Source organism: Pseudonocardia xinjiangensis (assembly GCF_012911925.1).
Lineage (GTDB): Bacteria > Actinomycetota > Actinomycetes > Mycobacteriales > Pseudonocardiaceae > Pseudonocardia > Pseudonocardia xinjiangensis.
The window spans coordinates 34041-49331 of the sequence record NZ_JAAXKY010000037.1 but is presented as its reverse complement, the minus strand read 5'-3'; the positions used below and the strand labels follow the sequence as shown (position 1 = coordinate 49331).

Sequence of the window (15291 nt, the reverse complement as noted above, 5' to 3'; positions counted from 1 at the left end):
TCCCCGCCCTATCCCTGACCACCGACCCCATCCCCTCACCCAGCCCGCACACCCCGGAGCCGTAGTGCTGGGCTCCTGAACGCAGAGCAGGTGGGGGCAGTCGCGTTCCGGGGCTGGTGGATGTTGGTGCTGTTCCCTCGATCGGGCCCCGTGCTAGCGTCCCGAACGAACGGTCGGTAGAGCGTTTCGGGGAGGCTTGCGATGGCACCGGTGCTGGGCAGCTACGTCCGCGGCGGATGGCATGTCCCGCCCCATGAGGGACGTCCGCTGTTCGACGCCGTCACCGGTGAGGAGGTCGCCCGCGTCTCCTCCGCGGGGCTCGACATGGCGGCCGTGCTCGACCACGGCAGGCGGGTGGGTGGGCCGGCTCTGCGGGAGCTGACCTTCCACCAGCGCGCCGGGCTGCTGAAGGCCCTCGCCGGCCATCTGCGCGAGCACCGCGAGGAGCTCTACGCGGTCTCCGCCCGCACCGGCGGCACGCCGTTCGACGCGAAGTTCGACATCGACGGCGGCATCGGCGTGCTGCAGGCCTATGCGAGCAAGGGCCGCCGCGAGCTGCCGAACGACACGATCTACGTCGAGGGCGACGTCGAACCGCTCTCCCGCGGCGGCACGTTCGTCGGCCAGCACATCGCCACATCGCTGCACGGCGTGGCGGTGCAGGTCAACGCGTTCAACTTCCCGGTGTGGGGGCCGCTGGAGAAGTTCGCCCCAGCCTTCCTCGCGGGTGTCCCGTCGGTGGTCAAGCCGGCGAGCCCGACGGCGTTCCTCACGGCGAAACTCGTGGAGCTGATCGTCGGCTCCGACCTGCTGCCCGAGGGCTCGCTGCAGTTCGTCGCCGGTTCGGTGGGCGACATGTTCGACCACCTCACCGAGCAGGATCTCGTCGCCTTCACCGGCTCGGCGTCCACCGCCGCGAAGCTGCGCACCCACCCGGGCATCGTCGGGCGCAGCGTGCGGTTCTCCGCCGAGGCCGACTCGCTGAACCTCTCCGTGCTGGGCCCGGACGCCGGGCCGGGCACGCCCGAGTTCGACCTGTACGTGAAGCAGCTGGTGCAGGAGATGACGGTCAAGGCCGGGCAGAAGTGCACGGCCGTCCGCCGCGCGTTCGTGCCGGCCGAGCACGTCGACGCCGTGGTCGAGGCGGTGTCGGCCCGGCTGGCGTCCACCGTGGTCGGCAACCCGGGTTCCGAGGGCGTCCGCATGGGAGCCCTCGCGAGCCTCGAACAGCGCGAGGAGGTGCGCCGCAGCGTCAAGGCCCTCGCCGACTCCGGCCGCATCGTGTTCGGCGACCCGGAGAAGGTCGACGTCGTCGACGCCGACGCCGAGCGCGGCGCGTTCATCTCCCCGATCCTGCTCACGGGCGACCCGGACCGCGCCGAGCCGCACGAGGTGGAGGCGTTCGGCCCGGTCTCGACCGTGCTCCCCTACTCCTCCACCGAGCAGCTGATCGGCTACGCCGCCCGCGGGCAGGGCAGCCTCGTGGGCTCGGTCGTCACCGGCGACACCGGCTTCGCGCGGGACGTCGTCCTCGGCGTCGCACCCTGGCACGGGCGGCTGCTGGTGCTGACCCAGGCCGACGCGAAGGAGTCGACGGGCCACGGCTCGCCGATGCCGCAGCTCGTGCACGGCGGTCCCGGCCGGGCCGGTGGCGGCGAGGAGATGGGCGGCATCCGCGGGGTGCTGCACCACATGCAGCGCACCGCCGTGCAGGCCGACCCCGACACGCTCACGGCCATCACCGGCCGCTGGGTGGCGGGCTCGCGGCGCACCGAGACCGACGTGCACCCCTTCCGCAAGCACCTCGAGGAGCTGCGCATCGGCGACGCGATCGTCGCGGGCCCGCGCATCGTCACGCAGGAGGACGTGGAGCACTTCGCGGAGTTCACGGGCGACACCTTCTACGCGCACATGGACGCCGATGCCGCCGCGGCCAACCCGCTCTTCGGCGAGCGCGTGGCCCACGGCTACCTGGTGGTCTCGCTCGCCGCCGGCCTGTTCGTCGATCCCGACCCTGGTCCGGTGCTCGCCAACTTCGGGGTCGACCGCCTGCGCTTCCTCACCCCGGTGCGGTTCAGCGACGCCCTGACGGTGACGCTGACCTGCAAGCAGGTGACGCCACGCGACTCCGCGGACTACGGCGAGGTGCGCTGGGATGCGGACGTGACGCGTCAGGACGGCGAGTCCGTGGCCCGGTACGACGTGCTCACGCTCGTGGCGAAGAAGAACACGAAGTCGGCGTGATGGCCGCGCCCGTCACCCGCAGGTTCGGCACCGCGCCGCCTGCCGAGCTGCTCGACCCCGCCGAGCGTATGTCGGTGGACGAGCTGCGCGCCCTGCAGCTCGAGCGTCTGCAGTGGACGTTGCGGCACGCCTACGAGAACGTCCCGCACTACCGGGCGAGCTTCGACGCGGCCGGCGTGCGTCCCGAGGACTGCCGCGAGCTCTCGGACCTCGCGAGGTTCCCGACGACGTCGAAGGCGGACCTGCGCGAGAACTACCCGTTCGGGATGTTCGCGGTGCCCCAGGAACGGGTCCGGCGGATCCACGCCTCGTCCGGCACCACGGGCAGGCCCACGGTCGTCGGCTACACCGAGCGCGACATCGACACGTGGGCCACCGTGATGGCCCGCTCGATCCGCGCGGCGGGCGGGCGCCCGGGGCACAAGGTGCACAACGCCTACGGGTACGGGCTGTTCACCGGCGGTCTGGGCGCGCACTACGGCATCGAGAAGCTCGGGGCCACGGCCATCCCGGTGTCGGGCGGCATGACACCCCGGCAGGTCCAGCTCATCCAGGACTTCCGGCCCGAGATCATCATGCTGACGCCCAGCTACATGCTCACGATCGTCGACGAGTTCGAGAAGCAGGGAATCGATCCGCGGTCCTCGTCGCTGCAGGTCGGGATCTTCGGCGCGGAGCCGTGGACCGAGCAGATGCGCGCCGAGATCGAGGAGCGCATGGACATCCACGCGGTCGACATCTACGGCCTGTCCGAGGTGATGGGCCCCGGTGTGTCGCAGGAGTGCGTGGAGACGAAGGACGGGCTGCACATCTGGGAGGACCACTTCTATCCCGAGGTGGTCGACCCCTTCGAGCCGGGCGAGGGCGCACCGCTGCCCGACGGCGAGGAGGGCGAGCTGCTGTTCACCTCGCTCACCAAGGAGGCGCTGCCGATCATCCGGTACCGCACCCGTGACCTCACCCGGCTCCTGCCGGGCACCGCCCGGCCGGGGATGCGCCGGATGCAGAAGATCACCGGGCGCAGCGACGACATGATCATTCTGCGCGGGGTGAACCTCTTCCCCACCCAGGTCGAGGAGATCGTGCTCCGCACCGCGGGCCTGTCGCCGCACTTCCAGCTCGTGCTGAGCACCGAGGGCCGGATGGACGCCCTCACCGTGCGCGTCGAGGCCCGGCCCGACACCCCGGCCGAGCGCAGGCTCGGCGCGGCGCGCGAGCTCATGACCGCGGTCAAGGAGACCGTCGGCGTCACGGTCGGCTGCGACGTGGTCGACCCCGAGACGCTGGAGCGCTCGGTCGGCAAGCTCCAGCGCCTCAAGGACCAGCGCAACCGGTAGCGCTCAGGAGGCCATCGCCTGCTCGTGAGCATCGCGGTGCTCACGGAACTCCGGGCGGTCGTCCATGGCCGCAGCGATGCGGAAGTGGACGCCCGCCTCCCGGTGGCGGCTGCGCCGCTGCAACGTGCGCCCCAGCGCGAACCGGGCGTAGGGGTCGGTCGGCGCCAGTGCCACAGCGCTCTCCAGCGCCTCCTGGGCCTTGCCGAGCTGGGCGGAGTGGTAGTACGCGCGCCCCAGCAGCAGTTGCCCTGCCGCCTGCCCGCGCAGTTCCTCCGCCAGTGGCTCCAGCAGGTTCAGCGCCTCCAGTGGCTTTCCGGCATCCAGGTACGCCCCGGCCAGCCGGTACCGCTCGTTCTCCAGCATCGCAACCACCTCCGGCGAGAGGAACCGCATACCCCTGGCCGGTATTCCGGAGATCAGTCCTCGGGTTTCGGCAGCCCGGCGAGCACGCGCTCGAAGGCGGCGGTGAGGACGGTCAGCTCGTCGTCGGTGAGGGCGTCGAAGAAGAGGCTCCGCACGGACTCGACGTGCGACGGTGCGGCCGCGACGATGGCCGCCCGGCCCGCTTCGGTGAGACGCACCATCGATCCCCTGGCGTCCTCGAAGCACTCCTCGCGCACGACGAGACCACGCTTCTCCATGCGTCCGACCTGGTGGGAGATCCGGCTGCGCTCCCAGCCCACCAGCCGGCCGAGATCGCGCGCCCGCAGCAGGCCACCGGGGGCCTCCGACAGTGGCACCAGCAGTTCGAACTCGGGGCCGGACAGCCCGCTGTCACGGACGAGCCTGCGCCACAGCGCCCCGTCCAGCCGTACCCGGAGGCCGCGATAGCTCCGCCAGAGACGCGCTTCCCGCTCGTCGAGCCATCGCGCTTCCGTCACGAGCCCAGCTTACCGGGATGTTGACACATCATTAACGGTTACGAGTCGCAAACGTCCCGCACCCGATACGGATGCGGGACGTTCGCGTCGAGCCCTGGATCGACGCGGAGATCAGGCTGCGCGAAGGGGGGCGAGGGCGGCGCTCCAGGCGACGACCTGGTCGAGCACCGCGGAGACCTGCTCGGCCTGGTGAGCACCGGGGGTGAACTGACTGAAGTTGGTGAAGTCGGTGTGCAGGGACAGGGTGACCTGGGCGCGCACGTCGGCCACCTGCAGCTCCCCCATCACCAGGCGCAGGTGCTCCACCGCGCGGGCGCCACCGACGGCGCCGTAGCTCACGAAGCCCGCCGCCTTGTTGTTCCACTCGGCGAAGAGGAAGTCGATCGCGTTCTTGAGCGCGCCGGAGGTGGAGTGGTTGTACTCGGGGGTGACGAACACGAAGCCGTCGAAGGAGCGGATCTTCTCCGCCCAGACCTTCGTGTGCGGCTGGCTGTACTGGCCCATCGACGGCGGGATCGCCTCGTCGAGGTGGGGGAGCTTGTAGTCGAGAAGGTCGACGAGCTCGTACTCGGCGTCGCTGCGCTGGTTGGCGATGTCCAGGACCCAGCGGGCGACGGCCTCACCGTTCCGGCCGGGACGTGTGCTGCCGAGGATGATCGCGATCTTGGTCATGACGGTTACTGCTCCTGTGCTGGACTCAGCCCCGATCGGGACTCTGATGACGCATCAACAAAGTATGCCGGGGATGATGTCATGTCAACAACATGCGCCCGCGCTCACCGCTCGGACGACCCCCGCCCCACATCCGGTGACGCTCCGCAGCCCGCCACCGCCTGCCGCCATCCGATCGCCGAGGAAAGGGCCCGACAGGGTGGTTGCCGTTGGGCGAGCGCGCCGACGGGGTACCCGATGAGATGTGGATAGCCGCCATCGTCGTCCCACTCGTGTTGCTAGCAGCGCCACTCTGGCTCGCACACCTGGAGGATCGCGTGATCAGCGGCGTCCGACCGGCCGGCACGCCTGACCCCGCCCTGTCCGGTGGGCTCGAGGCGGCGCCCGAACCCACCGAACCCGACGCGGCCACCCGGGAGCTCACCCCGGAGCCCGTGCACATCGGCGGCGCGAGCCCGTTCGCCGGTGCCGGACGCCCGGAGCACCGGGCCGCGTGAGCGTCGGCTCCCAGGAGTCGGGCCCTCCCTAGAGCCCACCCGGTTCGCGGCGCTGCACCACACCGCGGACGTACGCGGCCTGCCCGGCATGCTGCAGGTCGTCGCTCACGACGCTGACCAGCCGCACCGCGAGCGTCACCGGCGGATCCCAGTTCGCGTCGACCACCCGCGCGAGCTCGGCCTCCTCGAGGCTCTCCAGGAACCGGAGGGTCTGCGCGTGCACGGCGTCGTGGTAGCCGAGAAGCAGCTCCGCGGAGTCCACCCGCACGCTGTCGACGTCCGCCGAGCGGTGGCCGTACCCGATCCCCGTCGCGGAGAACGGGAACCCGAACCGCTCCGCCCAGCCCTGCGCCGTGTAGACCTGCTCGACGCCCGCCACGTCGGCGATGTGGTCGTCCTGCACGCGGCTCAGGTGCCACACGAGCCAGCCGATCGAGTTGGCACTGCCGTCGATGCGGTACGCCAGCTGTTCGGCGGTCAGCCCGGTGGCCGCGCCGTGGACCTCCTCACGGATCCTGCCGAAGGCATCGGTCAGCAGCTCGGCACTCGTCACAGGTCTCTCCTCCGGGACGTGGTCGTGAGGCTCCCACGCTGCCCGCCCGGCCGAGCGCGTGCACGGCGGGGGTCGGCGGATCAGCCGGCGAACACGCCGATGCCGTTGGGCACCAGGCGCGCGGACGGGTCCGACGGGTCGTTGACGACGGCGACCTCCGGCGCGCCCGGAGCGCGGTGCACCAGCGTGGACGAGCCGCCGCCGTCGAGGTTGACGGCGTCGTCGAGCCCCATCTCCCGCAGGAGCGTGGCCAGCTCCGCGAGCGTCGCACCGACGCTGTCGGACTGGCGGCCGTCGAGCGTGACCAGGGCGATGTGCCGACCGTCGCGGCTCATCCCCACGGCGCTGCGCGGGGCGCGGGCGCGATCGTCGAGCCCGGCCACGAGCCTCGAGTCGACGAGCACAGGGGTTCCCCCGATGGCGAACTGCGGCTGCACCCCGCTGGCGGGCACCAGCGAGTACGCGACCGTCACGGGATCACCGACCCGGAGTGAGCGCACGGCGGCGGCGCCCTCGTCGCGGCCGGTCAGTACGACGTCGCCGTCCGGGATCCGGCCGCCCACCGGTGGGCCGGCCATCGCCACCGCACCGTCGTGGACCAGCACCTCCGCCTGCTCCGCCGCGCACGGCGCGTCGCGATCGACGTCCGTCCCGCACAGCGTCCGCGCGCGGTCGACCACACCCCAGTCCGGGGTGAAGACCCCCACCCCGCCCACGGGGACCGCGTACTGGTTGAGCGCCCGCACCGGGAACGTCCCGCCCTTCCCGGTCACCTGGCCCTCCAGGCGCAGCCGGTCGATCCGGCCGACGCGGTCGACGCCCACGGCGAAGACGTAGTCGATCTCCGCGCCGGGCACGGCCGGTCCCATCCGCCTGCCGTGGGGCACCGCGGCCTTGAGCGGCTGACCCCTGGTCACGGCCGGTCCCGCGGGCGCGTTCGTGCGGCCGATGTCGAAGAAGTCGCCGTTGATCCCCGCGACGGCACCGCTGCCGTTCGCCATCGCGGCGACCGGAGCCCGCGCGGCCACCGCGCCGGGCGTGAGCAGGTCGGTGCGGACCTCGGGATGGGTCAGGTCGACGTCGACGACGTCACCCATGACCCGGCCGCCCGCCGCGGTGGTGACGAAGTCCCGGTGCGTCACCCCGAGAGCGACGGGCGACATCGGACCGACCTCGCCGAGGACGCGGTCGGGACCGCCCTCGGGCGTCGGACTGGGCGGCGTCGGCACCTCTGCTGCGGGTACGAACATCAGCACGGCCGTCGCGAGCAGGGCGAACACCTCGCGCGCCCGGCCGATCCGTGGTGCCCGCATCGGCCCTCCCGTGGCGTGATCACGATCGCGGAGGGCGATCTGATCACGCGGCGTGCACCGCGGGCAGCACATCGGACGCAGCTTCACCCGGCGGAGACCGAGGCACCGCCCAGCCCGGTGACGCCTCTGGACACGGTGAGGGGGGTGCGCCGCGGTGCAGGAATGGGCGTGTCGCACGGCGTCCGCTTGCCCGTTCCGGCTGCGCGGGCCACCCTTGGGGGCGTGACCGAGCAGGCGATCGAACTCGATCTCGACGAGACCGGCGTGGCAACCGACCTTCCGCAACCCGTGCATTCGCGGGACGGGGTCCAGCAGGTTCCCTACCGGCCCGTGCAGTTCCGCGATGACGACCTTCCCACCGCGCTGGAACGGTCAGCAGCCTGGCTGCGCCGTGCCCAGGACTGGCTGGGCGAGCCCCTCGACGTCATCGCCGTGCACCTGGACTACGACGACAGTGACGCCGGGCCGTACTACGACGTGAAGCTCCTCTGCAACGAGGAGGACCTCGCGGGCGCGCCCATCGCCGTCCGTGCTCAACAGGCGCACACCCCCTAGCCCACTCCTGACGATCACCGGACTGGACGGCAGCGCTGCCGTCCGGTCCGGGGCAGGATGACGGGGTGGAGGTCTGGCCGGGGGACGCGTATCCCCTGGGAGCCACCTTCAACGGCGCGGGCACCAACTTCGCACTCTTCTCCGAACTCGCCCACCGGGTCGAGCTGTGCCTGTTCGACGACGAGGACGTCGAGCAGCGGGTGGATCTGACGGAGGTCGACGGTTCCATCTGGCACTGCTACCTGCCAGGTGCCGGGTCGGGGCAGCGGTACGGCTTCCGGGTGCACGGCCCGCACGATCCCGCCGCCGGTCTGCGGTGCAACCCGGCGAAGCTCCTGCTCGACCCCTACGGCAAGGCGTTCGACGGTCCGGTCGACTGGGACGAGTCGCTCTTCGACTACCGGTGGGCCGAGCCGTGGCACCGCAACGACGACGACTCCGCGCCCCACCAGACCAGGGCGGTGGTGATCAGCCCCTTCTTCGACTGGGGCAACGATCGGCCGCCGCGCACGCGCTACAGCGAGTCGGTGATCTACGAGGCACACGTGCGCGGCCTGACGGTGCTGCACCCGGAGGTGCCGCCCGCGCTGCGGGGCACCTACGCGGGCCTCGCCCACCCCGCCGTCGTCGAGCACCTGCAGCGCCTCGGGGTGACCGCCGTCGAACTGATGCCGGTGCACCAGTTCTTCGACGACCACCACCTCGTCCAGGCCGGTCGGGCGAACTACTGGGGCTACAACACGGTCGGCTACTTCGCCCCGCACCACCGCTACGCGGCCAGGGGCGGGCGCGGCAACCAGGTCACCGAGTTCAAGGCGATGGTCCGGACGCTCCACGAGGCCGGCATCGAGGTGATCCTCGACGTCGTCTACAACCACACGGCGGAGGGCAACCACCTCGGTCCGACGCTCGCGTTCCGCGGGATCGACAACCACTCCTACTACCGGCTGGCCGACGACCGGCGCTACTACGCCGACTACACCGGCACCGGGAACACCCTCAACGTGCGCCACCCGCACACCCTGCAGATGATCATGGACTCGCTGCGGTACTGGGTGCTGGACATGCACGTCGACGGGTTCCGGTTCGACCTGGCCGCCGCGCTCGCCCGAGAGTTCTACGAGGTCGACCGGCTCGCCGCCTTCTTCGACCTCGTCCAGCAGGACCCGGTCGTGTCGCAGGTCAAGCTCATCGCCGAGCCGTGGGACCTCGGCGAGGGGGGCTACCAGGTCGGCAACTTCCCTCCACTGTGGACGGAGTGGAACGGGCGCTACCGCGACGCGGTGCGGGACTTCTGGCGGGGCACCCCCGGCACCGTCGGGGAGTTCGCCTCCCGGCTCACCGGGTCGTCGGACATGTACGAGTCCAGCGGGCGGCGTCCGTACGCCTCGATCAACTTCGTCACCGCGCACGACGGGTTCACGCTGCACGACCTGGTCTCCTACAACGGCAAGCAGAACGCCGCCAACGGCGAGGACAACCGCGACGGCACCGACGACAACCGGTCGTGGAACTGCGGCGCGGAGGGCCCCACCGACGACCCGGCGGTCCAGGAGCTGCGCGAACGGCAGAAGCGCAACCTGCTGACCACCCTGTTCCTGTCCCAGGGTGTCCCGATGCTCCTGCACGGCGACGAGCTGGGCCGAACGCAGGGCGGCAACAACAACGCCTACTGCCAGGACAACGGGATCTCCTGGGTCGACTGGAAACGGGCGGCCACGTTCGGGTCGCTCACCGACTTCACCGCCCGGCTCGTGCGGCTGCGCCGCGAACACCCGGTCTTCCGGCGGCGTCGGTTCTTCCAGGGCAGGCCGGTACGGGGCACGAGCCTCGAGGACCTCGCCTGGCTCACCCCGGCCGGTCTGCCGATGAACGAGGGGCACTGGACCAACGGCGGCACGCACGCGCTGGCCATCTTCTACAACGGCGACGGGATCCCCGAGCCGGACCGCCACGGCCGCAAGCTGCGCGACGACTCGTTCCTGCTGCTGGTGAACGCGACCTCGGACGTCGTGGCGTTCACGCTGCCCGGTCCCGCCTACGGAGCCGGGTGGACTTCCGTCCTCGACACGGCCGACCCGCAGCGTGGCACGCCGGGACCGGTCGTGCCGCCCGCCGCTCGCGCCCGGGCCACGCTCCACGTCACGGCCCACTCGCAGCAGTTGCTGATGCGCACCGCCTGAGCGGTACCGCTCAGCCCGTTCCCGACCGGGCGCGCCGGATGGTGGACAGGGCACCGGTGAGGAGGTCACCGGGCCGGGGCACGTGCTTGAGGAGATCGGTGACCACGCTGCGGCGGAGCACCTGTCCGGAGTAGCTGCCGTGCACCTGACCCGGCTCGTCGAGCGGCGCGTCGAGGTTGTCCGTCCCGTTGTCGGGCCGGTCGGCCGTCATCTCCTCCACACCGAGGCGCGGGATCGACATCACGGCGTCCAGCAGCGCCGGAGAGAGCCGCTGCCCGGCGACGAAGCCGACGGCCACGCCTCCGACCGCCACCTCGCGCCGGGGATGCTCGGCCGCGTGGACGATCGTGTCGGCCACGATCTCCGGCGCGTAGACCGGTGGTGGGGGCTTCGGCATCGCCCCGACCTTGCTGCGGGAGTGTTCGAAGAACGGCGTGTCGATCGCCGCGGGGAGGATCGTGGTCACGGCGATCGGGGCGCCCTCCGCCGCCAGCTCCATCCGCAGCGTGTCGTAGAGCGCGCGCACCGCCCACTTGCTCGCCGCGTAGGGGCTCTGCATCGGCACCGACCGCACGCCCTCCAGCGACGAGACCCCGATGATCCCGCCGCCACCCGCCCGGCGCAGGGCCGGCAGCGCCGCGTGCATGCCGTGCACGTGACCGAGGACGTTGACCCGCATGACCCGGTCGAACTCCTCGGAGCTGATGTCCTCGACGCGGCCCCACACCCCCACGGCGGCCGTGGTGACCCACGTGTCGATACGGCCGAAGCGCTCCTCGGCGGCCGCGGCGAGGGCCCGCACCGCCTCCGGCTCGGCGATGTCGGTCGGCACCGCGACGGCCGTCCCCCCTGCGCTCGTGATCTGCTCCACGAGGCTCTCGAGGGCCGAGACCCCGCGGGCAGCACAGACGACCTTCGCCCCGCGCGCGGCGAACGCGAGCGCGCTCGCCCGCCCGATTCCGCTCGAGGCGCCCACGATGACGACCACCTGGTCCGACACCGGTCTCGGCATGTCGCATTCCTCCCGTCCGTCGCGGCGACGGACTACCCCCACCCTCCCGCTGCAACCTCGCCACGGTCATTTCCGGCGAACGGGCCCGGGACGGAGGACGATGGGCCGTGACGACCCCCGTGGAGGTGGACGTGCCGCAGGACCGCCCCGGATCCGGACCTTTCGACGACCTGTTCGAACGCCTGATCGGCAACCTGGAGACCACTCTCGGCAGCGCCATGCCCCGTCCCGACGCCGGTCCGAGGCCGCCGGGCACCCACGCCCGCACCCCGCGGCTCGACCGGTTCGGGCGGGATCTCACCGCAGCGGCCGCGCAGGGGCGCCTCGACCCGGTCATCGGCCGGGACGCGGAGGTCGAAGAGGTGCTCGAGGTGCTGGCCCGCCGCACCAAGAACAACCCGGTGCTGGTCGGCGACCCCGGCGTCGGCAAGACGGCGATCGTCGAGGGCATCGCCCAGCGGGTGGCCGACGGCGAGGTGCCCGAGACGCTGAAGGACGTGCGCGTGGTCTCGCTGGACCTGGCGGGCATGGTGGCTGGCACCCGGTACCGCGGCGACTTCGAGCAGCGGCTCACCGGCGTCATCGACGAGGTCGTGGCGGCCGAGCGGTCGATCGTGCTGTTCGTCGACGAGTTGCACGCCGTCGTGGGTGCGGGGGCGGCCGAGGGCGGGGCGATGGACGCCGGCACCCTGCTCAAACCGGCGCTCGCCCGCGGCGAGCTGCAGCTCATCGGCGCCACGACGCTGCAGGAGTACCGCAAGCACATCGAGAAGGACGCCGCGCTGGAACGGCGCTTCGAGCCGGTCCGGATCGCCGAGCCCACCGTCGCCACGACGATCGCGATCCTGCGCGGGCTGCGGCAGCGCTACGAGGAACACCACGACGTCCGGATCAGCGATGCCGCGGTGGTGGCCGCCGCCGAGCTGTCGCACCGCTACGTCACCGACCGGTTCCTGCCCGACAAGGCCATCGACCTCGTCGACCGGGCGAGCGCACGCGCCCGCATCCGGGCCGGCCGTCCGAACACCGACCCGCCGGTGGACGAGCGGGTCGAGCAGCTGCGCCGGGCCCGCGACATCGCCGTCGACGCCGAGGAGTTCGAGCGCGCCCACGCGCTCACCCGCGAGATCGACGCCGCGGAGACCGCGACCGGTGCCACGGCCGGCACCGTCGAGATCACCGCCGACGACGTCGCGACGGTCCTCGCGCAGAGCACCGGCATCCCGGTCGCCCGGCTCACCACCACCGAACGGGACCGGCTGCTCGACCTGGAGACGCTGCTGCACCGCCGCGTCGTCGGGCAGGACGACGCCGTGGAGGCCGTGGCCGACGCGGTGCGCGCGGGCCGGGCCGGGCTGGCGCACCCCGACCGGCCGATCGGGTCCTTCCTGTTCCTCGGCCCCACCGGTGTCGGCAAGACGGAGCTGGCCAGGGCGCTGGCGGAGGCCCTGTTCGGCTCGGCGGACGCGCTGCTGCGCTTCGACATGAGCGAGTACGCCGACCGCAGCAGCGCGATGCGGCTCGTGGGGGCCCCGCCGGGGCACATCGGGTACGACGACGCGGGCCAGCTCACCGAGGCCGTCCGGCGCACGCGCTACGCGGTGCTGCTCCTCGACGAGATCGAGAAGGCCCACCCGGACGTCACCGCCACCCTGCTCCAGGTGCTCGACGCGGGGCGGCTGACCGACGCCCACGGCCGCACCGTCGACTTCACGAGCACGGTCGTGATCATGACCAGCAACCTCGGTGCCGACCGGCTCCTCGCCGCGGCGCAGGCGGGACGCCCGGCGGAGGAGGTGCGCGACCCGGTGCTCGCCGCGATGCGCGCCCACTTCCGTCCGGAGTTCCTCAACCGGATCGACGACATCGTGCTGTTCCACGCCCTCGACCGCGCCGAGCTGCGCCGCATCACCCACCTGCTGCTCGCCGAGACCGGGGAGCGGCTGCACGCGCAGGGCATCACCCTGGACCTCACGGAGGGCGCGGTCGACTGGCTCGCCGAACGCGGCTACCAGCCCGAGCTCGGTGCCCGGCCGCTGCGGCGCACCATCGCACGCGAGCTCGACCGCAAGCTCTCCCGCATGATCATCGCGGGCGACCTCGGGCCGGGGCAGCGGATCGTCGTCGACGTGGTGGACGGCGCCCTGGTACTGCAGCCACGAACGGACTGACCTGCACAGGCCCCCGCGCCGACGTTTTCGGCGGGGGACGGTAGGGGACCTAGTCACGAGAGCACGAATCCGGACCAGAGCGGGAGGACGTCGCATGACGTCGGTGAAGAAGCAGCTCAAGACCCTGAAGAAGCGACAGGACGACCTCGAGCGCGCGCTGCAGGACCTCAAACCCAAGCGGATCCGCAAGCTCACCCGCCGACTACGCAGGACGAACGGGGACGACAGGTTCGCCTCCCGGCTCAAACGGCGCATCACCCGCTGACCTCCACATCACCCGGGCACGTGAGTGCCCTACTTCCGCATGCCCGCCCCCCTGCCACCGTGCCGGTCGGCCGGCTGCGCGGCGCACCCCGGCCACCCGATGGCCGACGAGCTACGGGCCCACGCCCGCGCTGATCGTTCCCAGATGCGCCTGTTCGCCCCCGCCGGGGCCGATCCGGGGATCTCGTGGCGATCAGCGGTCCAGGGCCGCCCGACGGACCGGCGCCGCCACTCACCGCGACCGCAGAATCACCTCCCGCACGCGGAGCCGGAGTACGTCCCATTTGGACAGGTTCGGGAAGGTCATCTCTGCCGTCACGTCACTGTTTTGTGAGGGGATAGACAGGCGAGTCGGCCCACCGACCAGCCATTACGGCGTTCACTGGAAGTTGTCTCCCTCACGGACGAGGGAGAAGTTCACCGGAGTCGCCTCGGGATTCGCACCCGGACGGCCGCCGGGCGGAGCGGCCCGGCGAGACCTGGGAGGCAAGAATGAGCATCGACACCAACAGCCGTTCGACCACCGGCGTCGAAGCGCCGGACTACAGCTTCTGGCGCGAGCACACCACGATCGCGCTCTCGCCGGTGGCCGCACCGTCCATCCTCGGGCTGTTCGGCTTCGCCGCGGCCACCTTCATGGTCGCGGCCAACCTGGCGGGCTGGTACGGCAACGCGCAGACGCCCTTGGTCCTGTTCCCGTTCGCGCTGGCCGCGGGCGGGGTCGCGCAACTGCTCGCCGGCATGTGGTCCTACCGGGCGCGGGACGCGGTCGCCACCGCCATGCACGGCATCTGGGGCTCGTTCTGGATCGGCTACGGCATCTACAACCTGCTCATCGCACTGGGCGTGCTGCCCCCCGCAGCCACCAACGCCACAGCCGCGAGCGCCTTCGGCTTCTGGTTCGTGGTGCTGGCCGCGATCACCGTGACGGGCGCGATCGCCGCGAGCCGGGAGAACGCCGCGCTGACCGCGGTGCTGGGTACCTTGGCCATCGGCGCCGCCCTGCTCGCCGTCTCCCTGCTGGGCGCCCTGCCGGTGGTGCAGACCATCGCCGCCTACGTGCTCCTCGTCTCCGCCCTCCTCGCCTGGTACGTCGGCAGCGCGCTGATGTTCGAGGCCACCTTCAAGCGGGCCGTCCTGCCGGTCGGCAAGCGCACCGCGGCGGCGGCGGACTCCGGCGCCCTCCCGAACAACCTGATCCAGTACGAGGCGGGCGAGCCGGGCGTCAAGGCCGGGCAGTGACCGGGCCGGACCACCCAGCGCCCTGAGACGCCGCAAGAACTGAGACACAGCAAGCACTGAGAAACCGCCATCGCGCACCCCACCCGGGTGCGTGGTGGCGGTGCTGCGCAGCACGCCTGCCGATCGTCGACGCCCGTAGCCGCTTTCGCGCGTAGCGTCGTCCGGTATGGCCGATCAAAGTCCGAGCGAGCAGGCCCGTGAGGCCGTGCTCAGGGCGATCATCAAGTCCGCTCCGTCGGTGGGCAACAGCCCGGCAGGCATCCGCGACCTCGCCGAGGCCTACGCGCTCCTGGAACGGGACCTGATCCCCAACGCCGGTGTGGTGCACAACAAGACCTGAGCGCCGCCGGGAACCGTAGATTCCACG

At 71.7% G+C, this 15291-nt stretch carries 15 protein-coding genes; 9 read left to right on the top strand and 6 right to left on the bottom strand.

Annotated elements, in window-relative coordinates; translation table 11 throughout:
* The first annotated feature begins 201 nt into the window (after nt 1-201).
* Nucleotides 202-2244, top strand: a complete 2043-nt coding sequence (paaZ, locus tag HF577_RS13890; RefSeq protein WP_169396242.1) for a phenylacetic acid degradation bifunctional protein PaaZ — start codon at nt 202-204, stop codon at nt 2242-2244.
* Nucleotides 2244-3581 (top strand): phenylacetate--CoA ligase PaaK, encoded by a 1338-nt coding sequence (paaK, locus tag HF577_RS13885; RefSeq protein ID WP_169396241.1) that lies wholly within the window; start codon nt 2244-2246, stop codon nt 3579-3581. Before paaZ ends, paaK begins: the two co-directional genes overlap by 1 nt.
* Nucleotides 3582-3584: 3 nt before the next feature.
* On the opposite strand, the gene HF577_RS13880 is transcribed toward paaK, so the two are convergent.
* From HF577_RS13880 to HF577_RS13870, 3 genes are all read right to left on the bottom strand, one after another.
* Entirely contained in the window at nt 3585-3944 is a 360-nt protein-coding gene (locus tag HF577_RS13880) for a tetratricopeptide repeat protein (RefSeq protein WP_169396240.1), read from the bottom strand.
* A gap of 53 nt (nt 3945-3997) precedes the next feature.
* Nucleotides 3998-4462 (bottom strand): MarR family winged helix-turn-helix transcriptional regulator, encoded by a 465-nt coding sequence (locus HF577_RS13875; protein ID WP_169396239.1) that lies wholly within the window; start codon nt 4460-4462, stop codon nt 3998-4000.
* Between the two features lie 111 nt (nt 4463-4573).
* Nucleotides 4574-5134, bottom strand: coding sequence for an NADPH-dependent FMN reductase (locus tag HF577_RS13870; protein ID WP_169396238.1), 561 nt, complete (start codon nt 5132-5134; stop codon nt 4574-4576).
* Nucleotides 5135-5451: 317 nt separating this feature from the next.
* Here HF577_RS13870 and HF577_RS13865 point away from each other — a divergent pair, with 317 nt between their 5' ends.
* Nucleotides 5452-5631: a hypothetical protein gene (locus HF577_RS13865; protein ID WP_169396237.1), complete on the top strand. Its 180-nt coding sequence runs from the start codon at nt 5452-5454 to the stop codon at nt 5629-5631.
* Nucleotides 5632-5659: 28 nt separating this feature from the next.
* Here HF577_RS13865 and HF577_RS13860 read toward each other — a convergent pair whose 3' ends face one another.
* Together HF577_RS13860 and HF577_RS13855 are read right to left on the bottom strand one after the other, a co-directional pair.
* Nucleotides 5660-6184 carry a mycothiol transferase gene (locus HF577_RS13860; RefSeq protein ID WP_169396236.1) on the bottom strand — a complete coding sequence of 175 codons (525 nt, stop codon included), beginning with the start codon at nt 6182-6184 and terminating at the stop codon, nt 5660-5662.
* An 80-nt stretch (nt 6185-6264) separates the two neighbouring features.
* On the bottom strand, nt 6265-7497 hold the full coding sequence (locus tag HF577_RS13855; RefSeq protein ID WP_211174241.1) for a phosphodiester glycosidase family protein: 1233 nt from the start codon (nt 7495-7497) through the stop codon (nt 6265-6267).
* Between the two features lie 222 nt (nt 7498-7719).
* On the opposite strand from HF577_RS13855, the gene HF577_RS13850 reads away from it, so the two are divergent.
* Both HF577_RS13850 and glgX read left to right on the top strand, forming a co-directional pair.
* Nucleotides 7720-8052, top strand: a complete 333-nt coding sequence (locus HF577_RS13850; protein WP_169396235.1) for a hypothetical protein — start codon at nt 7720-7722, stop codon at nt 8050-8052.
* 65 nt (nt 8053-8117) lie between these two features.
* Nucleotides 8118-10235, top strand: a complete 2118-nt coding sequence (gene glgX, locus HF577_RS13845) for a glycogen debranching protein GlgX (protein WP_169396234.1) — start codon at nt 8118-8120, stop codon at nt 10233-10235.
* A gap of 10 nt (nt 10236-10245) precedes the next feature.
* Here glgX and HF577_RS13840 read toward each other — a convergent pair whose 3' ends face one another.
* Nucleotides 10246-11247, bottom strand: coding sequence for an SDR family oxidoreductase (locus HF577_RS13840; protein WP_169396233.1), 1002 nt, complete (start codon nt 11245-11247; stop codon nt 10246-10248).
* A 107-nt stretch (nt 11248-11354) separates the two neighbouring features.
* Between HF577_RS13840 and HF577_RS13835 the strand changes: the two genes are divergently transcribed.
* The 4 genes from HF577_RS13835 (at nt 11355) to HF577_RS13820 (ending at nt 15264) form a co-directional block, all read left to right on the top strand.
* Nucleotides 11355-13418, top strand: coding sequence for an ATP-dependent Clp protease ATP-binding subunit (locus HF577_RS13835; protein ID WP_312859124.1), 2064 nt, complete (start codon nt 11355-11357; stop codon nt 13416-13418).
* Nucleotides 13419-13512: 94 nt separating this feature from the next.
* Nucleotides 13513-13683: a hypothetical protein gene (locus HF577_RS13830; RefSeq protein WP_169396232.1), complete on the top strand. Its 171-nt coding sequence runs from the start codon at nt 13513-13515 to the stop codon at nt 13681-13683.
* Between the two features lie 491 nt (nt 13684-14174).
* Complete coding sequence (locus HF577_RS13825) at nt 14175-14924, top strand: acetate uptake transporter (protein WP_169396231.1); 750 nt, start codon at nt 14175-14177, stop codon at nt 14922-14924.
* 166 nt (nt 14925-15090) lie between these two features.
* Nucleotides 15091-15264, top strand: coding sequence for a hypothetical protein (locus HF577_RS13820; protein WP_169396230.1), 174 nt, complete (start codon nt 15091-15093; stop codon nt 15262-15264).
* Nucleotides 15265-15291: the final 27 nt, after the last annotated feature.